Genomic DNA, 16,651 nt, shown 5'->3' with positions numbered 1-16,651 from the left:
GGAGCCACAGCCATGGATCTCGATCACGGCACGGAACAGCACCCGGCCGCGCCCGAACGGGGCGGGGACGACCGTCCCCTCGGCCAGTCCGTCCTGCGCGGCTTCCGCCAGCGCTGCCCCAATTGCGGCGAGGGGAAGATCCTCTTCAAGTACCTCAAGGTGCGTCCCGCCTGTCCCGTCTGCGGGGAGGATCTGTCGCACCAGCGCGCCGATGACGGCCCGGCCTATGTCACCATCCTCCTCGTGGGGCACATCCTCGGTGTCGTGATCCACCTCGTCTGGGTCCACCTGCGGCCCAGCCCGCTGATGATGGCGCTGACGCTGTCGGCCGGCGTCATCGTGCTGTCGCTCTGGCTCCTGCCGAGAATCAAGGGGGCGTTCGTGGGCCTTCAGTGGTCCCGCAGGATGCATGGCTTCGGGCAGGGTGAGCCGGCCACTGACTGAGGCGCCGCATATCCCGGTCCGGCCCGCGGCGACGGTGATCTTCCATCGCGAGGGCGCGTCCGGGCCCGAGGTGCTGATGGGCCGGCGAGGCGGGCGCGCGGCCTTCCTGCCGGGCCGCATGGTCTTTCCCGGCGGCGCCGTCGAAGCCACCGATGAGGAGGTTCCGCTGGCCGCGATGCCGCCGGAGCGCGAGCTGTATCGTCTCGGGTTGCGCTCCGAGCTTGCGCCGCGGGCGCTCCTCGTCGCCGCGATCCGGGAAACCTGGGAGGAGACGGGCCTTCTGCTCGGCGTGCCCGGGGCGTGGGAGGATCCGCCGGCTGGCTGGCGCGGCTTCGCCGAGGCGGGCTATGTCCCCGACGCCTCCGCGCTTCGCCTCGTCCTGCGCGCGGTCACGCCGCCGGGCCGGCCCCGTCGTTTCGATGCGCGGATCTTCAGCGCGCCCGCCGAAGCGCTCGTCGAGGCGGGACATGCGGGAGACGGGGAGCTCTCGAGCCTGGCCTGGGTGCCGATGGAGGCCGCCCTTGCGGACGATCCGCCCTTCATAACCCGCCTCGCGCTGGGCGAGCTCGCCGATCGCCTAGACAACCCGGACCTTCCGCCGCGCCTCGTTGCCTGCGAAGCGCGACTGACCCGGTCGAGCCGCCTCGGCTGATCCCGTCAGCTCAGCACGATCAGCGCCACGATGGACACGCCGAGCGCCGCGATCCCCGCGCCCTCGCGCAGGGTGATCCGTTCCCCGAAGAAGAGAACGCCGCCAGCGATCCCGAAGAGCAGCTCGACCTGTCCGACCGCCTGCACCACCGCGGCATTCATCTGCGCGAAGGCCGCGAACCAGCAATAGCTTCCGGCGAGCGATGTCAGCCCGACGAGCAGTCCCGGCCGCCATGCGCGAAGCACGTGACCGATCTGCGGCCTGTCCCTGAGGGCGAACCATATGGCCATGATCGCGGTCTGCATCACGACGACGATGGTCAGCGCGACGCCGGCACGGAGGGCCACCGATCCGTCCATGAGCGCCAGCGTTGCCCCGCGATAGGACACGCCGGCCACCGCGAAGGCCGCTCCGGAAGCGAGGCCCAGCACCAGCGCCCGCCCGTCCGGGCGCAGGCCGCGTTCGGGGAGGGACAGGAACACGAGGCCGCACGCACCGACGAGGATCGCCAGAACCGCGAGGGGCGGCAGCGTGTCGCCGAGGATGGCCCAGCCCATGGCCGCCGTCATCAGGATCTCGGATTTCTTCAGCGTGATCCCCACCGCGAAATGCCTGAGGCGGAAGAGGCTCACCACCCAGATCGTCGCCGCGATCTGCCCCACCGCACCGCCGAGGGCGAAGAGCCAGAAGGAGGGGGCAGCGGCCGGCATCTCCTGGCCCGCGACAAGCGCGCCGGCGAGGCCGAGGACGAGGAAAGGGGCCGCCCAGAGAAAGCGGGCCCACGTGGCGCCGGCAGAGGACAGGCCGCCCATGTTCAGCCGCTTCTGCAGCGCGAAGCGCACCGTCTGGAAGAGGGCTGCGGCGAATGTGGCGAGGATCCAGGGCTCCATCGTGGTCCCTTGTCATGCCCGCGAGGAGGGCGAAAGCGCGTATTTGCCGCTCGTTAGGAATTGGATCCTAACCTGCCGTTAGGGGCAGAGACGGGATTCGAGGCGGATGCACGGTCTGATCAACAGGGCGATCCAGGGATTCGCCATCGATACGGCGGGGCCGGATGCATGGCGCCGCGTGGCGCGGGAGGCGGCCATCGATCCCAACCAGCCCTTCATGCCGCTCATGGTCCGCAACACGCCGGTGACGCACCGCCTCCTCCAGGCTACATCCCGTGTCCTCGAAAAGCCGGCTCCGGTGGTGCTGGAGGATCTGGGGACGTGGCTCGTGGCCAGCCGGGGGACCGCGCCGATCCGCCGCCTCCTGCGCTTCGGCGGCGAGACGTTTCCCGATTTCCTGAATTCCCTCGAGGATCTTCCGGGCCGCGCCCGTCTGGCCGTCTCCGGCCTTCACCTGCCTGCCATTCGGCTCTGTCAGGACCGCGACGGAAGCTACACGATCGGGGTCGACGCGCCTCATCGGGGATACGGTTACGTTTTATGCGGGATCCTGCGCGCCCTGGCGGACGATTACGGCACGCTTGCGCTTCTCGATCCGCCGCCGGAGGAACCGGATGCTGGTGCGTTCGGTGCCGGCAGTTTCCATCTCGGGCTGACCCTGATCGACGTTTCCTTCGCCGAGGCCAGGGCGTTCTCGCTCGTGGGTCCGGAGCGCGGCGAATGACGGCGTCCAGGCAGAGCGAATTCGGGAAGGCGCGTCCCGCGGCGCCGACCGGCCTTGCGCCCGAAGTGCTCGAGCGGTTGATGCCGATGCATCTCGTCGTCGCTGCGGATGGCACGATAGAACAGGCGGGGCGAACGATGACGCGGCTGCGCGCCGGGCTCGAGGGGCAGAGCTTCTTCGAGGTCTTCGATTTGCGCAGGCCGGCGGGGGCGTGCAGCGTCCCCGATCTCGTCGCCGGGGAGGGGCGCCTGCGTCTCGGCTTCCGCGATTTTCCCCGTACGGCCTTCAAGGCGACCGCGGTCCCTCTGCCCGAGGGAGGCGGCGCCCTCGTGAACCTGTCCTTCGGGATCTCGATTGTGGACGCGGTCCGGCAGTATCACCTGAACGCCGGGGACTTCGCCGAGACCGATCTTGCGATCGAGATGCTTTACCTCGTCGAGGCGAAACACGCCGTGATGAGCGACGCGGAGCGCCTGACCGCGCAGATCTACGGCGCGCAGCAGGCTGCCGAGGAAAGGGCGGCGACCGACGCGCTGACCGGGCTCAGGAACCGCCGCGCGCTTGACGACGCATTGCAGACGCTGGTCGACGGTGGCCGGCCCTTCGCGGTCCTTCAGATGGACCTCGATCATTTCAAGGCGGTGAACGACACCCACGGTCATGCCGCCGGCGACGATGTGCTGCTCCGGGTCGCCGCGATCCTGTCGGGGCAGATCCGGAAGGGGGACATCGCGGCACGCCTTGGTGGTGACGAGTTCTGCCTGCTCCTGCCGGGCACCGTCGATCCGGACCGGCTCTCGGCTCTCGGCAAGACCCTGATCGCCCGTATCGAGGAGCCGATCAGGGCCGGTGGGGTCACCTGCCACGTGTCGGCCTCCATCGGCGTGGCGGTGTCGCAGGGTACGAACGCGGACCCCGCGTCGCTTCTCTCCCGGGCGGATGCCGCGCTCTACGCGTCCAAGCATGCCGGTCGCGGACGCTGTACCTTTGCCGAGGGGGAGGGGTGACGGATGTGGCTAGAAGGCAGCCGGTGCGTCCGGTGAGAGCGCAATCGTCGGAGTCTGGCGGCCGGCGTCTGGGGCGAACGACGCCGCGGCATTGATCGGAGAGGTGCAGATGTCTCGGGCTGCGGGACGGGCCGGGGAAATGCAGGGCGCCGCTCGGCGATCATTGGCCCTTGGAACGACCTTGTACGGGATCCGGGATCAGCGCGGACGCCGCCAACACCATTCCTGCGCGTTGCACGTCCGGTCGGCCCGTCGGCCAGGATGTCTCGCCATCCCGGCGGTCTCGCAGGCGGGGTAGCCGGCGGCCCGCCGCCGTTCCTCGCCGATGCAAGCAGGTTTCCGGGCGCCGGGCGCGAGCGGCGTGGCCCGCGGTTGCGGTTTCGGTCTTGTCGCGTCGGCAACGCCGCCTCGTCGAACTTCGCGATCGCGGGTATCCGGCAGGCGCAGGCCCGCGCTGAACTCACGCATCTGGATGAGGGCCGGGCGCAGGGTGCACCGCGCTCCAGCACCGCGTCAGGACGTCATCTTCTCCAGCGCGTCGATGGTCCTGTCGGTAATGGATTGCAACGAGTCCTGAGCGGCGAGATAGGGGCAGGTTTCGGGCCACCAGCGGTCCGCGGCATCCAGCGTGAAAGCGTTCGCCGAGCCCAAGCTGTCCAGCTCGTTCCACGTCACCGGCCGCGCAACCGGGCCACCGGCGCGGGCACGAACGGAATAGGGGGAGATGGCCGTGCTGCCGCGCTCGTTGCGCAGCCAGTCAATGAAGATCTTTCCCTTCCGCTTGGCCTTGGACATGGTGGCGACGTAGCGGCCCGGAGCGTCGTGTTGCATCACATGTGCAACCGTCTTGCTGAAGAGCTTCACCGTCTCCCAGCTGCGTGTCCGCCGAAGCGGCGCCCAGACATGGACGCCCTTGCCGCCCGTCACCATGGCCGACGCGGTGATCCCCAGATCCTCCAGCCTGTCCTTCACGTCGAAGGCCGCGTGTTTCACATCGGCGAAGTCGAGGCCCTCGTCGGGGTCGAGATCGAAGACGATGCGGTCCGGCCGATCCAGCCTGTCCCGTCTAGCGCCCCAGATATGGAACTCGATCGCGCCCATCTGCGCGGAGGCGACGAGATGCGAGGGCCGGGTGGCGTAAAGGTAATCCTCCGTCCCGTCCTTCTCCTCGACCTCCACGCGGGGCATGTCTTCCGGCCACCCCTTGCCCGGATGCTTCTGAAAGAAGCACGACTCCTCCGGGCCCGACGGGCAGCGCAAGAGGGAGAGAGGCCGGTCTCCGGCCGCCTCCACCATCCGTGCGCCGGCCATCTCGTAGTAGTTCGCAAGGACCAGCTTGGTGGTGCCGGGATCAAGGAACAGCTGTCGTGCGGGATGGGTGATGGCGATGCCGGCGACGACGGCATCTTCCTCTGCGGTCTCGTGATCCATTCGCACCTCCGCTGCGTCCTTGTCCGACCTCAGACCGAGAAAGGCGCCGTGCCGGATATGCCCCTCCCGCGTCAGCTCCGTGAAATCGACCTCGGCGATCATGTCGGGCGTGACCCAGATCGCGCCTCTAGCCATACCCTCGGGGACATCTTCGAAGGGGGACGTCTTGCGTGGCCTTGCGGCTTTCTCGATGGCCTCGAAATCCCGAGCCTTGAACCCGGTCCCGACGCGGCCCCGATAGATCAGCGTCCCGTCCCGGAACTCACCGAGAAGCAGGGAGGAGAACGGGCGTCCGGCCTTGTCCGATGGGGAGAGCCCGCCGATGACGAATTCCTGCCGCTTCGTGCATTTGACCTTGACCCAGGCCTTGGCCCGGGAGGCGCGGTAAGGGGCGTTCGTCCGCTTGCTGATGATCCCCTCGGCGCCCTCCTCGCACGCCTCCGCGAAGACCTCGCCGCCGCCGCCCGTGATGACCTCCGTCAGGCGGATCTTGCCGGTCTTCGGCGCGTCCTTCAGCAGCGCCTCCAGCGCCGCGCGGCGTTCCGTCAGGGGCTTTCCGCGGAGGTCCTTCCCGTCCTTCGCAAGACAGTCGAATGCATGGAAGACGAGCGGACCGCCCTCCGAGAGCGCGGCCTGAAGGGAGGAGAAGGGGGATCCGTCGATCCGGGCGGCCATCACTTCGCCGTCGATCAGCGCGGATTTGCAGGGCAGGGCGGCGGCGGCCTCTTCGAGGTCCGCGAACCTGTCCGACCAGTCCTTGCCGGACCGGGTGTAGAAGACCGGCCCGCCCTTGCCGAGCGCGATCAGGCAGCGATAGCCATCGAACTTGGTCTCGTGCCACCAATCGTCGCCCTCCGGGGCCTCCTCAACCAGCGTGGCGAGCTGCACTCCCTCGAAGGCGGGGCGCTTGCCGCGCTGGGCGGAGTTGGGTGAGGCCCTATCGGAAGCGTCCGGCGCATCGCGGCCTTGCGCAATCTCGTCCATCCCGCGGCTCGTCTTCACGCTTGTCATGAACTCCCGCGTCAGGCGATCGCCGTCATCGCCTGCGAAATCGTCCTTCTCCTTGATCAGCAGCCAGTTCTCCCGCGTCTCGCCCTTTTTTCCGCGCATACGGACCAGCGCCCACCCGCCTTCCATCCGCTCACCGCTGAGGCGGAAGTGCAGCTTTCCGCTCTCGAGGCCCTCGGACGGATCGTGCAGCGGCTCCCAGTCGCCCTGATCCCAGAGCATGACGGTGCCGCCGCCGTATTCCTTCTTCGGGATCGTGCCTTCGAAGGTGCCGTAGGTCAGCGGATGATCCTCGGTGCGCACCGCGAGACGCTTCTCGGCCGGATCGTCAGACGGCCCCTTCGTCACCGCCCACGACAGCAGGGCGCCGTCCCATTCGAGGCGGAAATCCCAGTGCAGGCGGGTCGCGTCGTGCTTCTGGACGTAGAACTTCAGTGTCGTTCCAGAACGGCCCGCCTCACCCTTCGGCTCGCTCGTGCGGGCAAAGTCGCGCTTGTCGTTGTAGCGCTTCAGGCGGTCCGCATCGCCCGTCATGAGGCCTTTTTCCGGGAGGCCGCGGTTTTCGATTTGCCTCGGCCGGGGCCGGAGGAGGACGGTTTGGAGGCCGAGGATTTCGACCCGGACGCCTTGCGCCGGGAGGACGAGCCGCCGCCCTCTTCCTTGAGGCTCTGCTTCAGAGCGCTCATCAGATCCACGACGTTGTCTTCGCCGTCCCCCTCATCCTTGTCGGCGGAGGCTCGCGGCGTCTTCTTGTTCTTGACCTTGGCATCGAGCAGCTTGCGAAGCGCCTGGTCGTAGCTGTCCTCGAAGGCCTCGGCATGGAACGGTTTGGTCTTCTTCTCGATGAGGGTCGTGGCGACATCGAGAAGCTCCTCGTCGCTTTCGGCATCTTCCATTCCGGAGAACAGGGGATCGGCGTTCCGGATCTCGTCCGCATAGTGCAGCGTTTCCAGCAAGAGCCCGTCGCCGCAGGGTTTTATCGCGCAGAGATACTCCTTGCCGCGCATGGTCAGTTGCCCGAGGCCGACCTTGTCCGCTGCCCGGAGCGCATCGCGCACCACGCGGTAGGCATCGGCGGCGAGATCGTCTGAGGCGACGATGTAGTAGGGCTTGTCGAAGTAGAGCGGCGGAATCTCGCAGGCATCCACGAACTGGACCAGCTCGAGCGTCTTCTTGGTCTCGAGCCATATCTCCTCCAGCTCCTCGGGCTCGATGAGGACATACTCGTCGCCGACCTCGTAACCCTTGACGATGTCATCCGATTTCACCGGCCCCACGCCCTTGGCGACCTTCTGGTACCGGATCCGCTCGCCCGACGGCTCGTGGATCTGACGGAACGAGACGCGCGCGCCCGTCTTCGTCGCGCTGAAGATCTCGACGGGGATCGAAACGAGGGAAAGGCGCAGCTGGCCTTTCCAGAGAGCGCGAGGTGCCATGAAAACGATCTCCTTGCCGCTGGGTGAACCGGACTGCGAGGCAACGCCGTGAGCGTCGCTTCGGTTCAGCGAGGGCGTCATGGGGGGCGCCGAGGCGAGGCACCGAAAACACCAGAAAGCCGTCACAATCTGGTCCCTTTTGGAGGGTCAAACCGAGGGCAAGGCCCGAACCGGGCAACGACTCACGCCCCCCGGATCACCCGCCGGGGCGCAGACCAAAGGAGCGATCATGCGAATTCTTGCGGTCGACGACGATCAGATGCTGCTCGACCTTCTGGTCCCCTCCATGGCCCACATGGGCTACACCGACGTGGATACGGCGCTTTCGGCGCGCGAAGCCTTCGATCTCATCATGAATGCTTCGCAGCCCTACGAGTGCATCCTCCTCGACATCCAGATGCCGGAGACGGACGGGATCGAGCTTTGCTCGATGATCCGGATGCTGGACGACTACAAGACGACGCCCATCGTCATGCTCACCGCGATGACCGACCGGGCCTATATCGACAAGGCCTTCGCCGCGGGCGCCGTGGATTACATCACCAAGCCGTTCGACGGCCTGGAGGTCGGGACCCGCCTGCGGATCGCGCAGCGCATGGTGGAGGATCGCAAGGCCGTGACGGACAAGGTCTTCGCGCTCAACACGCTGAAGACCAAGGTGAACGAGGCCTACCGCTTCAAGCGCGAGACCGCGATCAGCATCGAGGATGTGCCGGGCGTGGTCGATCATCTCGTTCTCGAGAACTACGTGCTTCAGCTATCGCGCGGGCAGTCCTTCCTCTCCACCGCGATCGGCTTCCGCATCGTCGAGTTCGACCGGCTCTTCGGCTCCCTCTCGGCGCCGGATCTCTACTACACGCTCGCCGACGTCGCCGAGGCGATTTCGGAGCAATTCCGCAACTCCTCCTTCCTCATGGCGTACATGGGCAGCGGGATGTACGCGCTCGTTACCTCCCGCGGGGACCCGGCCATCGGACCGGAACTGCAGGACGCGGTTCAGGGCGCGGTGGACGCAATGGAGCTGAGCACCGAGGACGGTATCCCCTGCGAGATCACTGTCGCGACTGGCCTGCCGCAGACCAACTCGATCTTCTTCGGCTCGAGCGCCATGGCCATGGTCCATGCCGCGCTCGATGATGTGCGGCAGCGCGAAGGACGTATCCCGGGCTTCGCCTTCCGCCGGCCGTCGGATGATGCGGCCCGGCTCGATGCGCATGCCGAGCGCCTGTCCCGGATGATGTGACCATGCATCAATCTGACTACACGAAGTCCTCGACCCTTCCCCCGGGGATGGTCGAGACGATCAGATCCGTGCGCGCGTCGTTCCTCGCCGGCCTCGGCGCACGGCTCGAGTTGCTGGACGCGCTGATGGACCGGGCCGAGGAGGCGCCGGGAGAGGCTCTGCCCCGCATCGAGCAAGAGGCTCACCGCATCCGCGGCCTCGCGGCCTCAATCGATTTCGACGACCTCGGACGGTTGGCGTCAGACGCGGAAGATGCACTGCGCTCCCACTCGGAAACACGTCCCGGTCAGCGGCTCGGTGACGCCGCACGCCGATGTGTCGAGGATTTTCTCGACGAGATGGATCGTATCCTAACCGCTCGCGGTTGAAAGAAAATTTGTCAGTATCACGGAGTACGAGATGCTTGGAAGACTAAGCTTTCCCCCGACCCAGTCCCGCTCCATCAGCCGCCGGTATGGCTCATGTGACGTGACATCTGCCCGCCGGCTTCCGATCGCGAGTAATCGAAATCGTGCCCCTTCGGCTTGCGCGAAATTGCGGCACGAATCGCCGCCTCGAGCGGCGCGTCGTCTCCGGGATGAGCGCGCAACGGCTGTCGCAAATCTGCTTGATCTTCCTGCCCGAGGCACATGAACAGCTCGCCCGTGCAGGTGAGGCGGACCCGGTTGCAGCTTTCGCAGAAATTATGGGTCAGCGGGGTGATGAAGCCGATTTTCTGCGCCGACTCCTCTAGCCTGACGTAGCGCGCCGGCCCGCCAGAGCGCTCGGCCAGGTCCGTGAGCGTGAAACGCTCCGCCAGCTGGCGGCGCAGATCCTTCAGGGACCAGTACTGGCCGACGCGATCCTCATTTCCCAGATCCCCCATCGGCATGACTTCGATGAAGGTCAGGTCCATGTCCCGCGCGGCGCACCAGGCTTGCAGGTCGAAAAGCTCGTCCTCGTTGAAGCCCCTGAGCGCGACGGTGTTGATCTTGACCCGGATGCCGGCCTGCTGCGCGGCATCAATCCCCTTCAGCACCTGGGGCAGGCGTCCCCAGCGTGTGACGCGAGCGAACTTCTCCTCATCCAGCGTGTCGAGGCTGACATTGATGCGGCGTATCCCGATGGCGGCGAGGTCATCGGCGAAGCGATGAAGCTGCGAGCCGTTGGTCGTGATGGTCAACTCATCGAGAGCGCCGCTCTCCAGATGTCGGGACATGGCGCCGAAATAGGTCATGATATCGCGCCGGACGAGCGGCTCCCCGCCGGTGATCCGAAGCTTGCGTACACCCAGACGGATGAAGGCGCTGGACATCCGGTCGAGCTCTTCCAGCGTCAGCAATTCCTTTTTGGGGAGGAACTGCATGTTTTCGGCCATGCAGTATACGCAGCGGAAATCGCAGCGGTCTGTGACGGAGACGCGCAGGTAGCTGATCGCGCGCTGGAACGGATCGATGAGGGGTGCATCCATGTCCCAGAGGTAGAGGTGGGGCCGCGGGGCCGCAAGGCGGGGCGGTGCGAAGTGTTGCCCGATTGCGGGCGAGCCGCTAGGACGGAACGCCAGAGACATGCGCCGCGGGAGAGCCGGACCAATGCAAAAGACACTGATTCTCGCCTTCCTTGCGGCCACTGCGATAACCGCTGGCTGCGCAAAGGAAACGTCCGTCACGGCCGCCGCGCCGGACCAGCCACCGGCGAGCGAGGAGCAGGGGACCAGCGTTGGCGCCGGAACCGCCGCCGCGCCGCCGCCGGCTCGCGCGACCACGGTTGATGAGTTCGACACGACCTCCGAGGAAGAGCGCGCTGCCGCCAAGGCGCCTCCGGAGGCCGAGGAGAGCGGATCGTCCAGCCTCGGAACCACGATCGCGTCCCTCGGCGATCCGACAGAGCCCGGTTTCTGGCTGGAGACGCCGCTGGTGTCCGGAGTCCGTCAGGGTCGGATCGAGTACCAGGGCGAAAGCGTGAAGGTCGAACTGCGACCCTCCGGCGGCGAATCCGGCTCCGGCTCCCGGATCTCTCTTCCCGCCATGCGGCTCATCGGTGCCGGGCTGACGGACCTGCCCGAGATCGCCGTTTTCGCGCTTTAAGCCGTCAGGCGGTCTCGCGCAGTCCCGCGCGGGAGAGACCGAAATGCGCCGGGTCGAGCTCGGCGACGACGGCTTGCGCCCCGGGAAAGAGGCTCGCCGTGTGGTACCGGCCGGGAAATCCGAATGTCTTGATGCCCGCGGCGATCGCGGCGGCGGCGGCGCAGGGGCTGTCTTCGATGGCGACGACCTCGCCGGGCGCGAGATCCAGCGTCTTCAGCGCCGTGAGGTAGCATTCGGGGTCCGGCTTGCCTCGCTCGACCTGTTCGGCCGTGACGATGCAGGCGAAATCCTCGGCCGTCACGGGCGGATGCGTGCAGGACAGAAGCGCATCGACCCCGGATCGCGGCGCGGTGGTCACGAGTGCGACGGCGCGCCCGTCCGCTTTCGCCGCCGCGATCAGCGCCGCGACGCCGGGCCGAAGCGGCACCCCGAGGGAACGCATCATCCGCATGTAGGCACGGTTCTGCTCGCGATAGAGCAGGATCGGCTCGACCGTTTCGCCGCGCTCCCGCGCAAACCTTGCGATCCGTTCGGCACCCTCGGCATGTGCCTGAAGCTGGGCGTAGATCTCCGGCGTCCATGTCCAGTCCAGTCCGGCGGCCGCGAATGCGGCGTTGTAGGCGCGGCGATGCACCTCCGCCATCTCGGCAAGTGTGCCGACGGATCCGAAGAGGATCGCCTTGGGCGGGGTCGGGATCATCGCGGATGCATCCTTCTGTGAACGTGCGGCGCTTTGATGGTCACATGCCGCTGGGGAAGAAAAGGTTCCCGCGCGGCGTCGCCGGACGTCTGGCAGATTTGGTGCGGGGCGGGCACGACCGGCGCGGCAGGCAGCGCGCTTTTACCTGCGCGCGCCATCAATTAATGTTCCGGCGCGCGGCAATCGGGCGAGCAGATCCCGGAGCCCTCAAGCAAAGGGACGAACATGGAACGCATCTTCCGCTGGTCACTGCGGATCCTCCTCGTCGTCATGGCGCTCGGGGCCATCGCGCTTGCTCTGGTCTACTACTTCGCCTCCCGTTCCCTGCCGGATTACGATGCAAACTGGCGGGTGAACGGCGTGGCTGGCGAGGTGGAGATCGTGCGGGATACCGCGAACGTGCCCCACATCTTCGCCGCCGCGAACGAGGACGTGTTCTACGGTCTCGGCTTCGCTCACGCGCAGGATCGCCTCTGGCAGATGATGCTGCTGCGCCGCACCGCGCAGGGACGGCTCTCGGAGCTTTTCGGTGCGCGGACGGTGAAGACGGACGAGCTTCTGAGGCGTCTGGATCTTTACGGTGCGGCCGAGGCCAGCGTTCCCGATCAGGACGCGGAGACGACAGCCGCGCTCGAGGCCTATGCCGACGGGGTCAATGCGTGGCTGGCGCAGGTCAACGAGAAGGCGCTCGGCCGCGGCGCGCCGGAGTTCTTCCTGTTCGCGCCGGAGATCGCGCCCTGGCGCCCGGCGGACAGTCTCGCGGTGATCAAGCTGATGGCGCTTCAGCTCTCGGCGCAGGCGCAGCACGAGGTTCTGCGCGCCCGTGCCTCCCTCGCGCTCGAGCCCCAATTCCTGCAGGACCTGATGCCACGGGATCCGGGGACGGCACGGATCGAACTTGCCTATGCCGAGATCATGGAGGGCCTGGATGTGGCGTCGGCGCTCGGCGCGCCTGCGCAGGCGCCGTTCATGAGCCCTGTTCCGAAGATCGGAGAGGAGGGCGCGTCCAACGCCTGGGCCGCGGCGCCGTCCCGCTCGGCGGCGGGCGGCACGCTTCTAGCAAACGATCCGCACCTCGAGTTCACCGCTCCCTCCATCTGGTACCTCGCGCGGCTCGATCTCTCGACCGGCGGCGTCATCGGCGGCACGATCCCCGGCATGCCCTTCGTCATGCTCGGTCGCTCCGCCAGCCTCGGCTGGGGCATGACCTCGGCCTATGTCGACGATCAGGACCTCTACATGGAGGAACTGAACCCCGGGGACGCCTCCGAGTACCGCACCCCCCGCGGCTGGCAGCCGTTCCGCACCGAACGGTCGATCATTCGCGTGAAGGATGCCGCGCCGGTCACGATCACGCTGCGGTGGACGGAGAACGGCCCCGTAATCCCCGGCTCCCATTGGGACCTCGGATCCGTCACGCCGCCGGGTCATGTCGCCGCCCTTGCCTGGACCGCGCTCAGCCCCGATGACACGACCGCCAGCGCCGGCATGCGCCTGATGCGGGCGCGGGACGTGGACGCGGCCATCGCGGCGGGGGAGGAGTTCATCGCGCCGGCCCAGAACGTGACGCTGGTGGACCGCGACCGCATCGCCTTCCGCACCTTCGGCGTCGTTCCGGCCCGCGATCCCGCGCATGAAAGTCAGGGCCGGATGCCGTCCCTAGGCTGGAAGGAGCAGAACCGCTGGCAGGGGCGCATGCCCTATGACGACAATCCCGGCCAGGCCGACCCCGAAGGCGGTGTTCTGGGCAACACCAACAACAAGACGGTGAATCGCCCCTTTCCGAACCACGTCTCCTACGTCTGGGGCGATACGCAGCGGATCCAGCGCCTCACGCGCCTGATGGGCGAGCGGGACGTTCATACCCGCGAGAGCTTCATCGCCGCGCAGCTCGACACCGTGAGCCCGACAGCGCGCCTCCTCCTGCCGCTCGTCGCACGAGACCTCTGGTATCAGGGGGAGGCGGCCCCCGATGGCACGGCGGAGCGGCAGCGTCAGGTCGCGCTCGAGATGCTGGCCAACTGGAACGGCGAGATGAACGAGCACCTGCCGGAGCCGCTGATCTATGCCGCGTGGATGAAGCGGCTGCAGGACAAGCTGATCGTGGACGATCTCGGTCCGCTGGCCGCAGCGTGGGACCATCCCGATCCGGTTTTCCTCGAACGGGTGTTCCGCAATACCGGGGGCGCCGCGCGCTGGTGCGACATCCGCCAGAGCTCCTTTACCGAAACCTGCACGGACATCGCCCGGATCGCCCTCGACGAGGCGTTGATCGAGATCGAGTCAAAATGGGGCGGCTCGCTCGAATCCCTGCGCTGGGGCGATGCCCATGAAGCGCACCACGACCATCCCGTCCTCGGGGAAGCGCCGATCCTGAAGTGGTTCGTCAATATCCGGCAGAGCACCTCGGGCGGGGATTTCACCCTGCGCCGCGGGCGGACCGCCGGGACCGGGCCGGACCCGTTCTCCAGCGTGCACGGGGCGGGCTATCGCGGCGTCTACGACTTCGCGGACCCCGACTCGTCGGTCTTCATCACCGCCACGGGCCAGTCGGGGCATCCGCTCAGCCGCCATTACGACGATCTGGGCGAACTCTGGCGACGGGGGGAGTACATCCCGATGACGCTCGATCCGGCACTGGCGCGGGCCGGGGCGACCGGCATCACGCGGCTCATCCCCCGCTAGGGCGGAACCGCGCCGACCTCGGGCTCATTGATCTGCGAACGACAACGGATGTCATCGGAGAACATCATGGATCGCAGACCCCTCGGCGAAACCGGCCTCGATATTGCCCCCGTCGTCTTCGGCGGAAACGTCCTTGGGTGGACCGTGGACCGCGAGACGGGGTTCCGCCTTCTCTCGGGGTTCACCGATGCCGGGCTGAACGCGATCGACACGGCAGACATCTACCTCGGGGGTGTGGACGGGGGCCGGTACGGCGCGTCGGAAACCATGATCGGCGAATGGCTCGCCGAGGATCAGAGCCGGCGGGATCGGATCGTCCTGATCACCAAGGTCGGCGGCAAGATGGGGGACGAGGGGCGCGGCCTCTCGCCGGCTTGGATCGAGAAGGAGGTCGATGCCTCCCTGACCCGGCTCCAGACCGACCGGATCGACCTCTATCTTTCGCATTTCCCGGATGACAGCGTGGCCCACGAGGACACGCTCGGCGCCTACCAGCGCCTGATCGAGAAGGGCAAGATTACCGCCTGCGGCGCCTCCAACTACAGCGCGGACCAGCTTGCGGATGCGCTCGCGGTGTCCCGGCAGGGCGGGTTGCCGCGCTATTCGGTGATCCAGCCGGAGTTCAACCTGATCGAACGGGACGCACTCGCAGGGCCGATGCGGGATCTGGTGGACCGCGAGCGGATCGGCGTCATCACCTATTTCTCCCTCGCCTCCGGTTTCCTGACGGGCAAGTACCGCAGCAAGGACGATCTCAAGGGGAAGAGCCGTGCGGGATTTGCCGGCAAGTATCTGGACGATCCCCGCGCCATGCGCGTCCTGGAGGCTCTGGACGACGTCGCGAAGAGCACCGGCGCCGCCCATGCCGAGGTGGCCCTGGCCTGGGTCCGCCAGTCGCCCGGCATCACGGCGCCCATTGCCTCGGCGACATCCGAAGAGCAACTCGCAAGCCTCGTTCGGGGCGCGACGCTGGAGCTCAGCCCGCAGCAGATGCAGACGCTCAATGAGGCGGGTCAGGAGGGCCAGGGCGAACCGGGATCGACCGCGAAATCCTGACAGGGGGTAGGACGCGCCCGGCACGGGGTCGGGCGCATCGCGGCTAAGGAGACTTACAGAGCCTCGAAATCCATGCGCTGACGGTCGGTCCAGCGGACGTCCAGCGACCAGCCCTCATCGGTCTGGCGCTCGGCCTCGATCACGTCCCGCTCGTGAAGCCAGGCGCGACGGCGTCCCTCCGAAAAGGGAATCTCGACCGTCTGCCGCCGCCGTACGCCCTCGAGCTGGGCTGTGATCGCATCAACGGCCTCCGCAACACCGGTGCCGTCGAGCGCGGAGATCAGGAGTGCATCCTCTGACCGGTTCGCGATGGCCTCAAGCGCGGCGCGAGCGTCGCCCTCAAGCATGTCCGCCTTGTTCCAGAGCTCGATGCGGGGGACGTCCTCCGGCACGCCGAGCTCGCCGAGGATCGTATCCACGTCCTCCGCCTGGCTGTCCGTATCCGGGTGGGCGACGTCGCGGACATGCAGGATGAGATCGGCCGCCAGAACCTCCTCCAGCGTGGCGCGGAACGCCGCGACGAGCTGTGTGGGAAGGTCCGAGATGAAGCCGACGGTGTCCGACAGGATCACGCGCGTTCCGCCTTCGAGGGTCACGCCCCGCATGGTCGGATCGAGCGTGGCGAAGAGCATGTCCTGCGCCATCACCTCGGCGCCGGTCAGCCGGTTGAAGAGGGTGGACTTGCCGGCATTGGTATAGCCGACAAGGGCGACCACGGGGAACGGCACCTTGGCGCGCGCAGCGCGGTGCAGCCCCCGGGTGCGGGTGACCTTCTCGAGCTGGCGGCGGATACGGGTGATCGCCTCGTCGAGGGCTCGGCGGTCTGCCTCGATCTGGGTTTCACCGGGACCGCCGACGAAGCCGAGGCCGCCGCGCTGTCGTTCGAGGTGGGTCCAGGCGCGCACCAGCCGTGTCCGCTGATAGGACAGCGCCGCAAGTTCGACCTGCAGCACGCCCTCCCGCGTCGCGGCACGGTCCGCGAAGATCTCGAGGATCAGGCCGGTCCGGTCGAGCAACTTGACCTTCCACGCGTCCTCGAGATTGCGCTGCTGGACCGGGGTCACGGGGCCGTCGATCAGGACGAGTTCGACCTCCTCGGCCTCAATCGTGGTCTTGATCTCGTCCATCTTGCCGGTGCCGAAGATCGTCGCGGGCCGCACCTCGCGGAGCGGCACGACGCTGGCTCCCACCACGTCGAGACCGGGCAGGGCGGCCGCGAGGGCCACCGCTTCGTCGAGGGCATGGATGGGGTCCTTCCGACGCTCCGCTCCGCGGATGTCGGGGTGAAGCACGAGGGCCCGCGTGGGCT

Annotated in this window: 15 protein-coding genes; 9 read left to right on the top strand and 6 right to left on the bottom strand. The window is 67.3% G+C overall.

All coding sequences use genetic code 11. From position 1 onward, the window contains the following. Positions 1–12: 12 nt before the first annotated feature. Positions 13–444 carry a DUF983 domain-containing protein gene (locus tag DQG15_RS02815; RefSeq protein ID WP_116082567.1) on the top strand — a complete coding sequence of 144 codons (432 nt, stop codon included), beginning with the start codon at positions 13–15 and terminating at the stop codon, positions 442–444. After that, on the top strand, positions 425–1,096 hold the full coding sequence (locus tag DQG15_RS02810; protein ID WP_116082565.1) for an NUDIX domain-containing protein: 672 nt from the start codon (positions 425–427) through the stop codon (positions 1,094–1,096). Before DQG15_RS02815 ends, DQG15_RS02810 begins: the two co-directional genes overlap by 20 nt. 5 nt (positions 1,097–1,101) lie before the next feature. On the opposite strand, the gene DQG15_RS02805 is transcribed toward DQG15_RS02810, so the two are convergent. Next, on the bottom strand, positions 1,102–1,986 hold the full coding sequence (locus tag DQG15_RS02805; protein WP_116082564.1) for a DMT family transporter: 885 nt from the start codon (positions 1,984–1,986) through the stop codon (positions 1,102–1,104). A gap of 106 nt (positions 1,987–2,092) precedes the next feature. Between DQG15_RS02805 and DQG15_RS02800 the strand changes: the two genes are divergently transcribed. Together DQG15_RS02800 and DQG15_RS02795 are read left to right on the top strand one after the other, a co-directional pair. Further along, positions 2,093–2,710 carry a heme NO-binding domain-containing protein gene (locus DQG15_RS02800; RefSeq protein ID WP_116082562.1) on the top strand — a complete coding sequence of 206 codons (618 nt, stop codon included), beginning with the start codon at positions 2,093–2,095 and terminating at the stop codon, positions 2,708–2,710. Further along, complete coding sequence (locus DQG15_RS02795; protein WP_116082561.1) at positions 2,707–3,717, top strand: GGDEF domain-containing protein; 1,011 nt, start codon at positions 2,707–2,709, stop codon at positions 3,715–3,717. The genes DQG15_RS02800 and DQG15_RS02795 overlap by 4 nt, the downstream gene beginning before the upstream one ends. Before the next feature lie 513 nt (positions 3,718–4,230). On the opposite strand, the gene ligD is transcribed toward DQG15_RS02795, so the two are convergent. Beyond that, positions 4,231–6,690 (bottom strand): DNA ligase D, encoded by a 2,460-nt coding sequence (gene ligD, locus DQG15_RS02790; RefSeq protein WP_116082559.1) that lies wholly within the window; start codon positions 6,688–6,690, stop codon positions 4,231–4,233. Beyond that, complete coding sequence (locus DQG15_RS02785; RefSeq protein WP_116082557.1) at positions 6,687–7,592, bottom strand: Ku protein; 906 nt, start codon at positions 7,590–7,592, stop codon at positions 6,687–6,689. Before DQG15_RS02785 ends, ligD begins: the two co-directional genes overlap by 4 nt. A gap of 229 nt (positions 7,593–7,821) precedes the next feature. Between DQG15_RS02785 and DQG15_RS02780 the strand changes: the two genes are divergently transcribed. Both DQG15_RS02780 and DQG15_RS02775 read left to right on the top strand, forming a co-directional pair. Next, positions 7,822–8,835 (top strand): PleD family two-component system response regulator, encoded by a 1,014-nt coding sequence (locus tag DQG15_RS02780; RefSeq protein ID WP_157968874.1) that lies wholly within the window; start codon positions 7,822–7,824, stop codon positions 8,833–8,835. 47 nt (positions 8,836–8,882) lie between these two features. After that, positions 8,883–9,203, top strand: coding sequence for an Hpt domain-containing protein (locus DQG15_RS02775; protein ID WP_232830683.1), 321 nt, complete (start codon positions 8,883–8,885; stop codon positions 9,201–9,203). Between the two features lie 74 nt (positions 9,204–9,277). On the opposite strand, the gene moaA is transcribed toward DQG15_RS02775, so the two are convergent. Next, positions 9,278–10,285 (bottom strand): GTP 3',8-cyclase MoaA, encoded by a 1,008-nt coding sequence (gene moaA, locus DQG15_RS02770; RefSeq protein ID WP_116082552.1) that lies wholly within the window; start codon positions 10,283–10,285, stop codon positions 9,278–9,280. A 121-nt stretch (positions 10,286–10,406) separates the two neighbouring features. On the opposite strand from moaA, the gene DQG15_RS02765 reads away from it, so the two are divergent. Next, positions 10,407–10,901 (top strand): D-galactarate dehydratase, encoded by a 495-nt coding sequence (locus DQG15_RS02765; RefSeq protein WP_116082550.1) that lies wholly within the window; start codon positions 10,407–10,409, stop codon positions 10,899–10,901. Positions 10,902–10,905: 4 nt separating this feature from the next. On the opposite strand, the gene DQG15_RS02760 is transcribed toward DQG15_RS02765, so the two are convergent. After that, on the bottom strand, positions 10,906–11,601 hold the full coding sequence (locus tag DQG15_RS02760; protein WP_116082549.1) for an HAD-IA family hydrolase: 696 nt from the start codon (positions 11,599–11,601) through the stop codon (positions 10,906–10,908). A 225-nt stretch (positions 11,602–11,826) separates the two neighbouring features. Here DQG15_RS02760 and DQG15_RS02755 point away from each other — a divergent pair, with 225 nt between their 5' ends. Both DQG15_RS02755 and DQG15_RS02750 read left to right on the top strand, forming a co-directional pair. Continuing rightward, entirely contained in the window at positions 11,827–14,286 is a 2,460-nt protein-coding gene (locus DQG15_RS02755) for a penicillin acylase family protein (RefSeq protein WP_116082547.1), read from the top strand. Positions 14,287–14,352: 66 nt separating this feature from the next. Beyond that, on the top strand, positions 14,353–15,342 hold the full coding sequence (locus tag DQG15_RS02750) for an aldo/keto reductase (RefSeq protein WP_116083696.1): 990 nt from the start codon (positions 14,353–14,355) through the stop codon (positions 15,340–15,342). 53 nt (positions 15,343–15,395) lie between these two features. Here the strand turns inward: DQG15_RS02750 and hflX are convergent, their stop codons facing one another. Beyond that, positions 15,396–16,634, bottom strand: coding sequence for a GTPase HflX (gene hflX / locus DQG15_RS02745; protein ID WP_232830682.1), 1,239 nt, complete (start codon positions 16,632–16,634; stop codon positions 15,396–15,398). Between the last annotated feature and the right edge of the window lie 17 nt (positions 16,635–16,651).

The sequence above is a fragment of the Tropicimonas sp. IMCC34011 genome (genome assembly GCF_003390865.1).
GTDB lineage: Bacteria > Pseudomonadota > Alphaproteobacteria > Rhodobacterales > Rhodobacteraceae > Tropicimonas_B.
This window is presented reverse-complemented; position numbering and strand designations above follow the sequence as displayed.

Coding starts and splice junctions, on each gene's coding strand:
- DQG15_RS02815 (WP_116082567.1), top strand. CDS start 13: ATGGATCTCGATCACGGCACGGAACAGCACCCGGCCGCGCCCGAACGG.
- DQG15_RS02805 (WP_116082564.1), bottom strand. CDS start 1,986: ATGGAGCCCTGGATCCTCGCCACATTCGCCGCAGCCCTCTTCCAGACG.
- DQG15_RS02800 (WP_116082562.1), top strand. CDS start 2,093: ATGCACGGTCTGATCAACAGGGCGATCCAGGGATTCGCCATCGATACG.
- DQG15_RS02795 (WP_116082561.1), top strand. CDS start 2,707: ATGACGGCGTCCAGGCAGAGCGAATTCGGGAAGGCGCGTCCCGCGGCG.
- ligD (WP_116082559.1), bottom strand. CDS start 6,690: ATGACGGGCGATGCGGACCGCCTGAAGCGCTACAACGACAAGCGCGAC.
- DQG15_RS02785 (WP_116082557.1), bottom strand. CDS start 7,592: ATGGCACCTCGCGCTCTCTGGAAAGGCCAGCTGCGCCTTTCCCTCGTT.
- DQG15_RS02780 (WP_157968874.1), top strand. CDS start 7,822: ATGCGAATTCTTGCGGTCGACGACGATCAGATGCTGCTCGACCTTCTG.
- DQG15_RS02775 (WP_232830683.1), top strand. CDS start 8,883: ATGGTCGAGACGATCAGATCCGTGCGCGCGTCGTTCCTCGCCGGCCTC.
- moaA (WP_116082552.1), bottom strand. CDS start 10,285: ATGGATGCACCCCTCATCGATCCGTTCCAGCGCGCGATCAGCTACCTG.
- DQG15_RS02765 (WP_116082550.1), top strand. CDS start 10,407: ATGCAAAAGACACTGATTCTCGCCTTCCTTGCGGCCACTGCGATAACC.
- DQG15_RS02760 (WP_116082549.1), bottom strand. CDS start 11,601: ATGATCCCGACCCCGCCCAAGGCGATCCTCTTCGGATCCGTCGGCACA.
- DQG15_RS02755 (WP_116082547.1), top strand. CDS start 11,827: ATGGAACGCATCTTCCGCTGGTCACTGCGGATCCTCCTCGTCGTCATG.
- DQG15_RS02750 (WP_116083696.1), top strand. CDS start 14,353: ATGGATCGCAGACCCCTCGGCGAAACCGGCCTCGATATTGCCCCCGTC.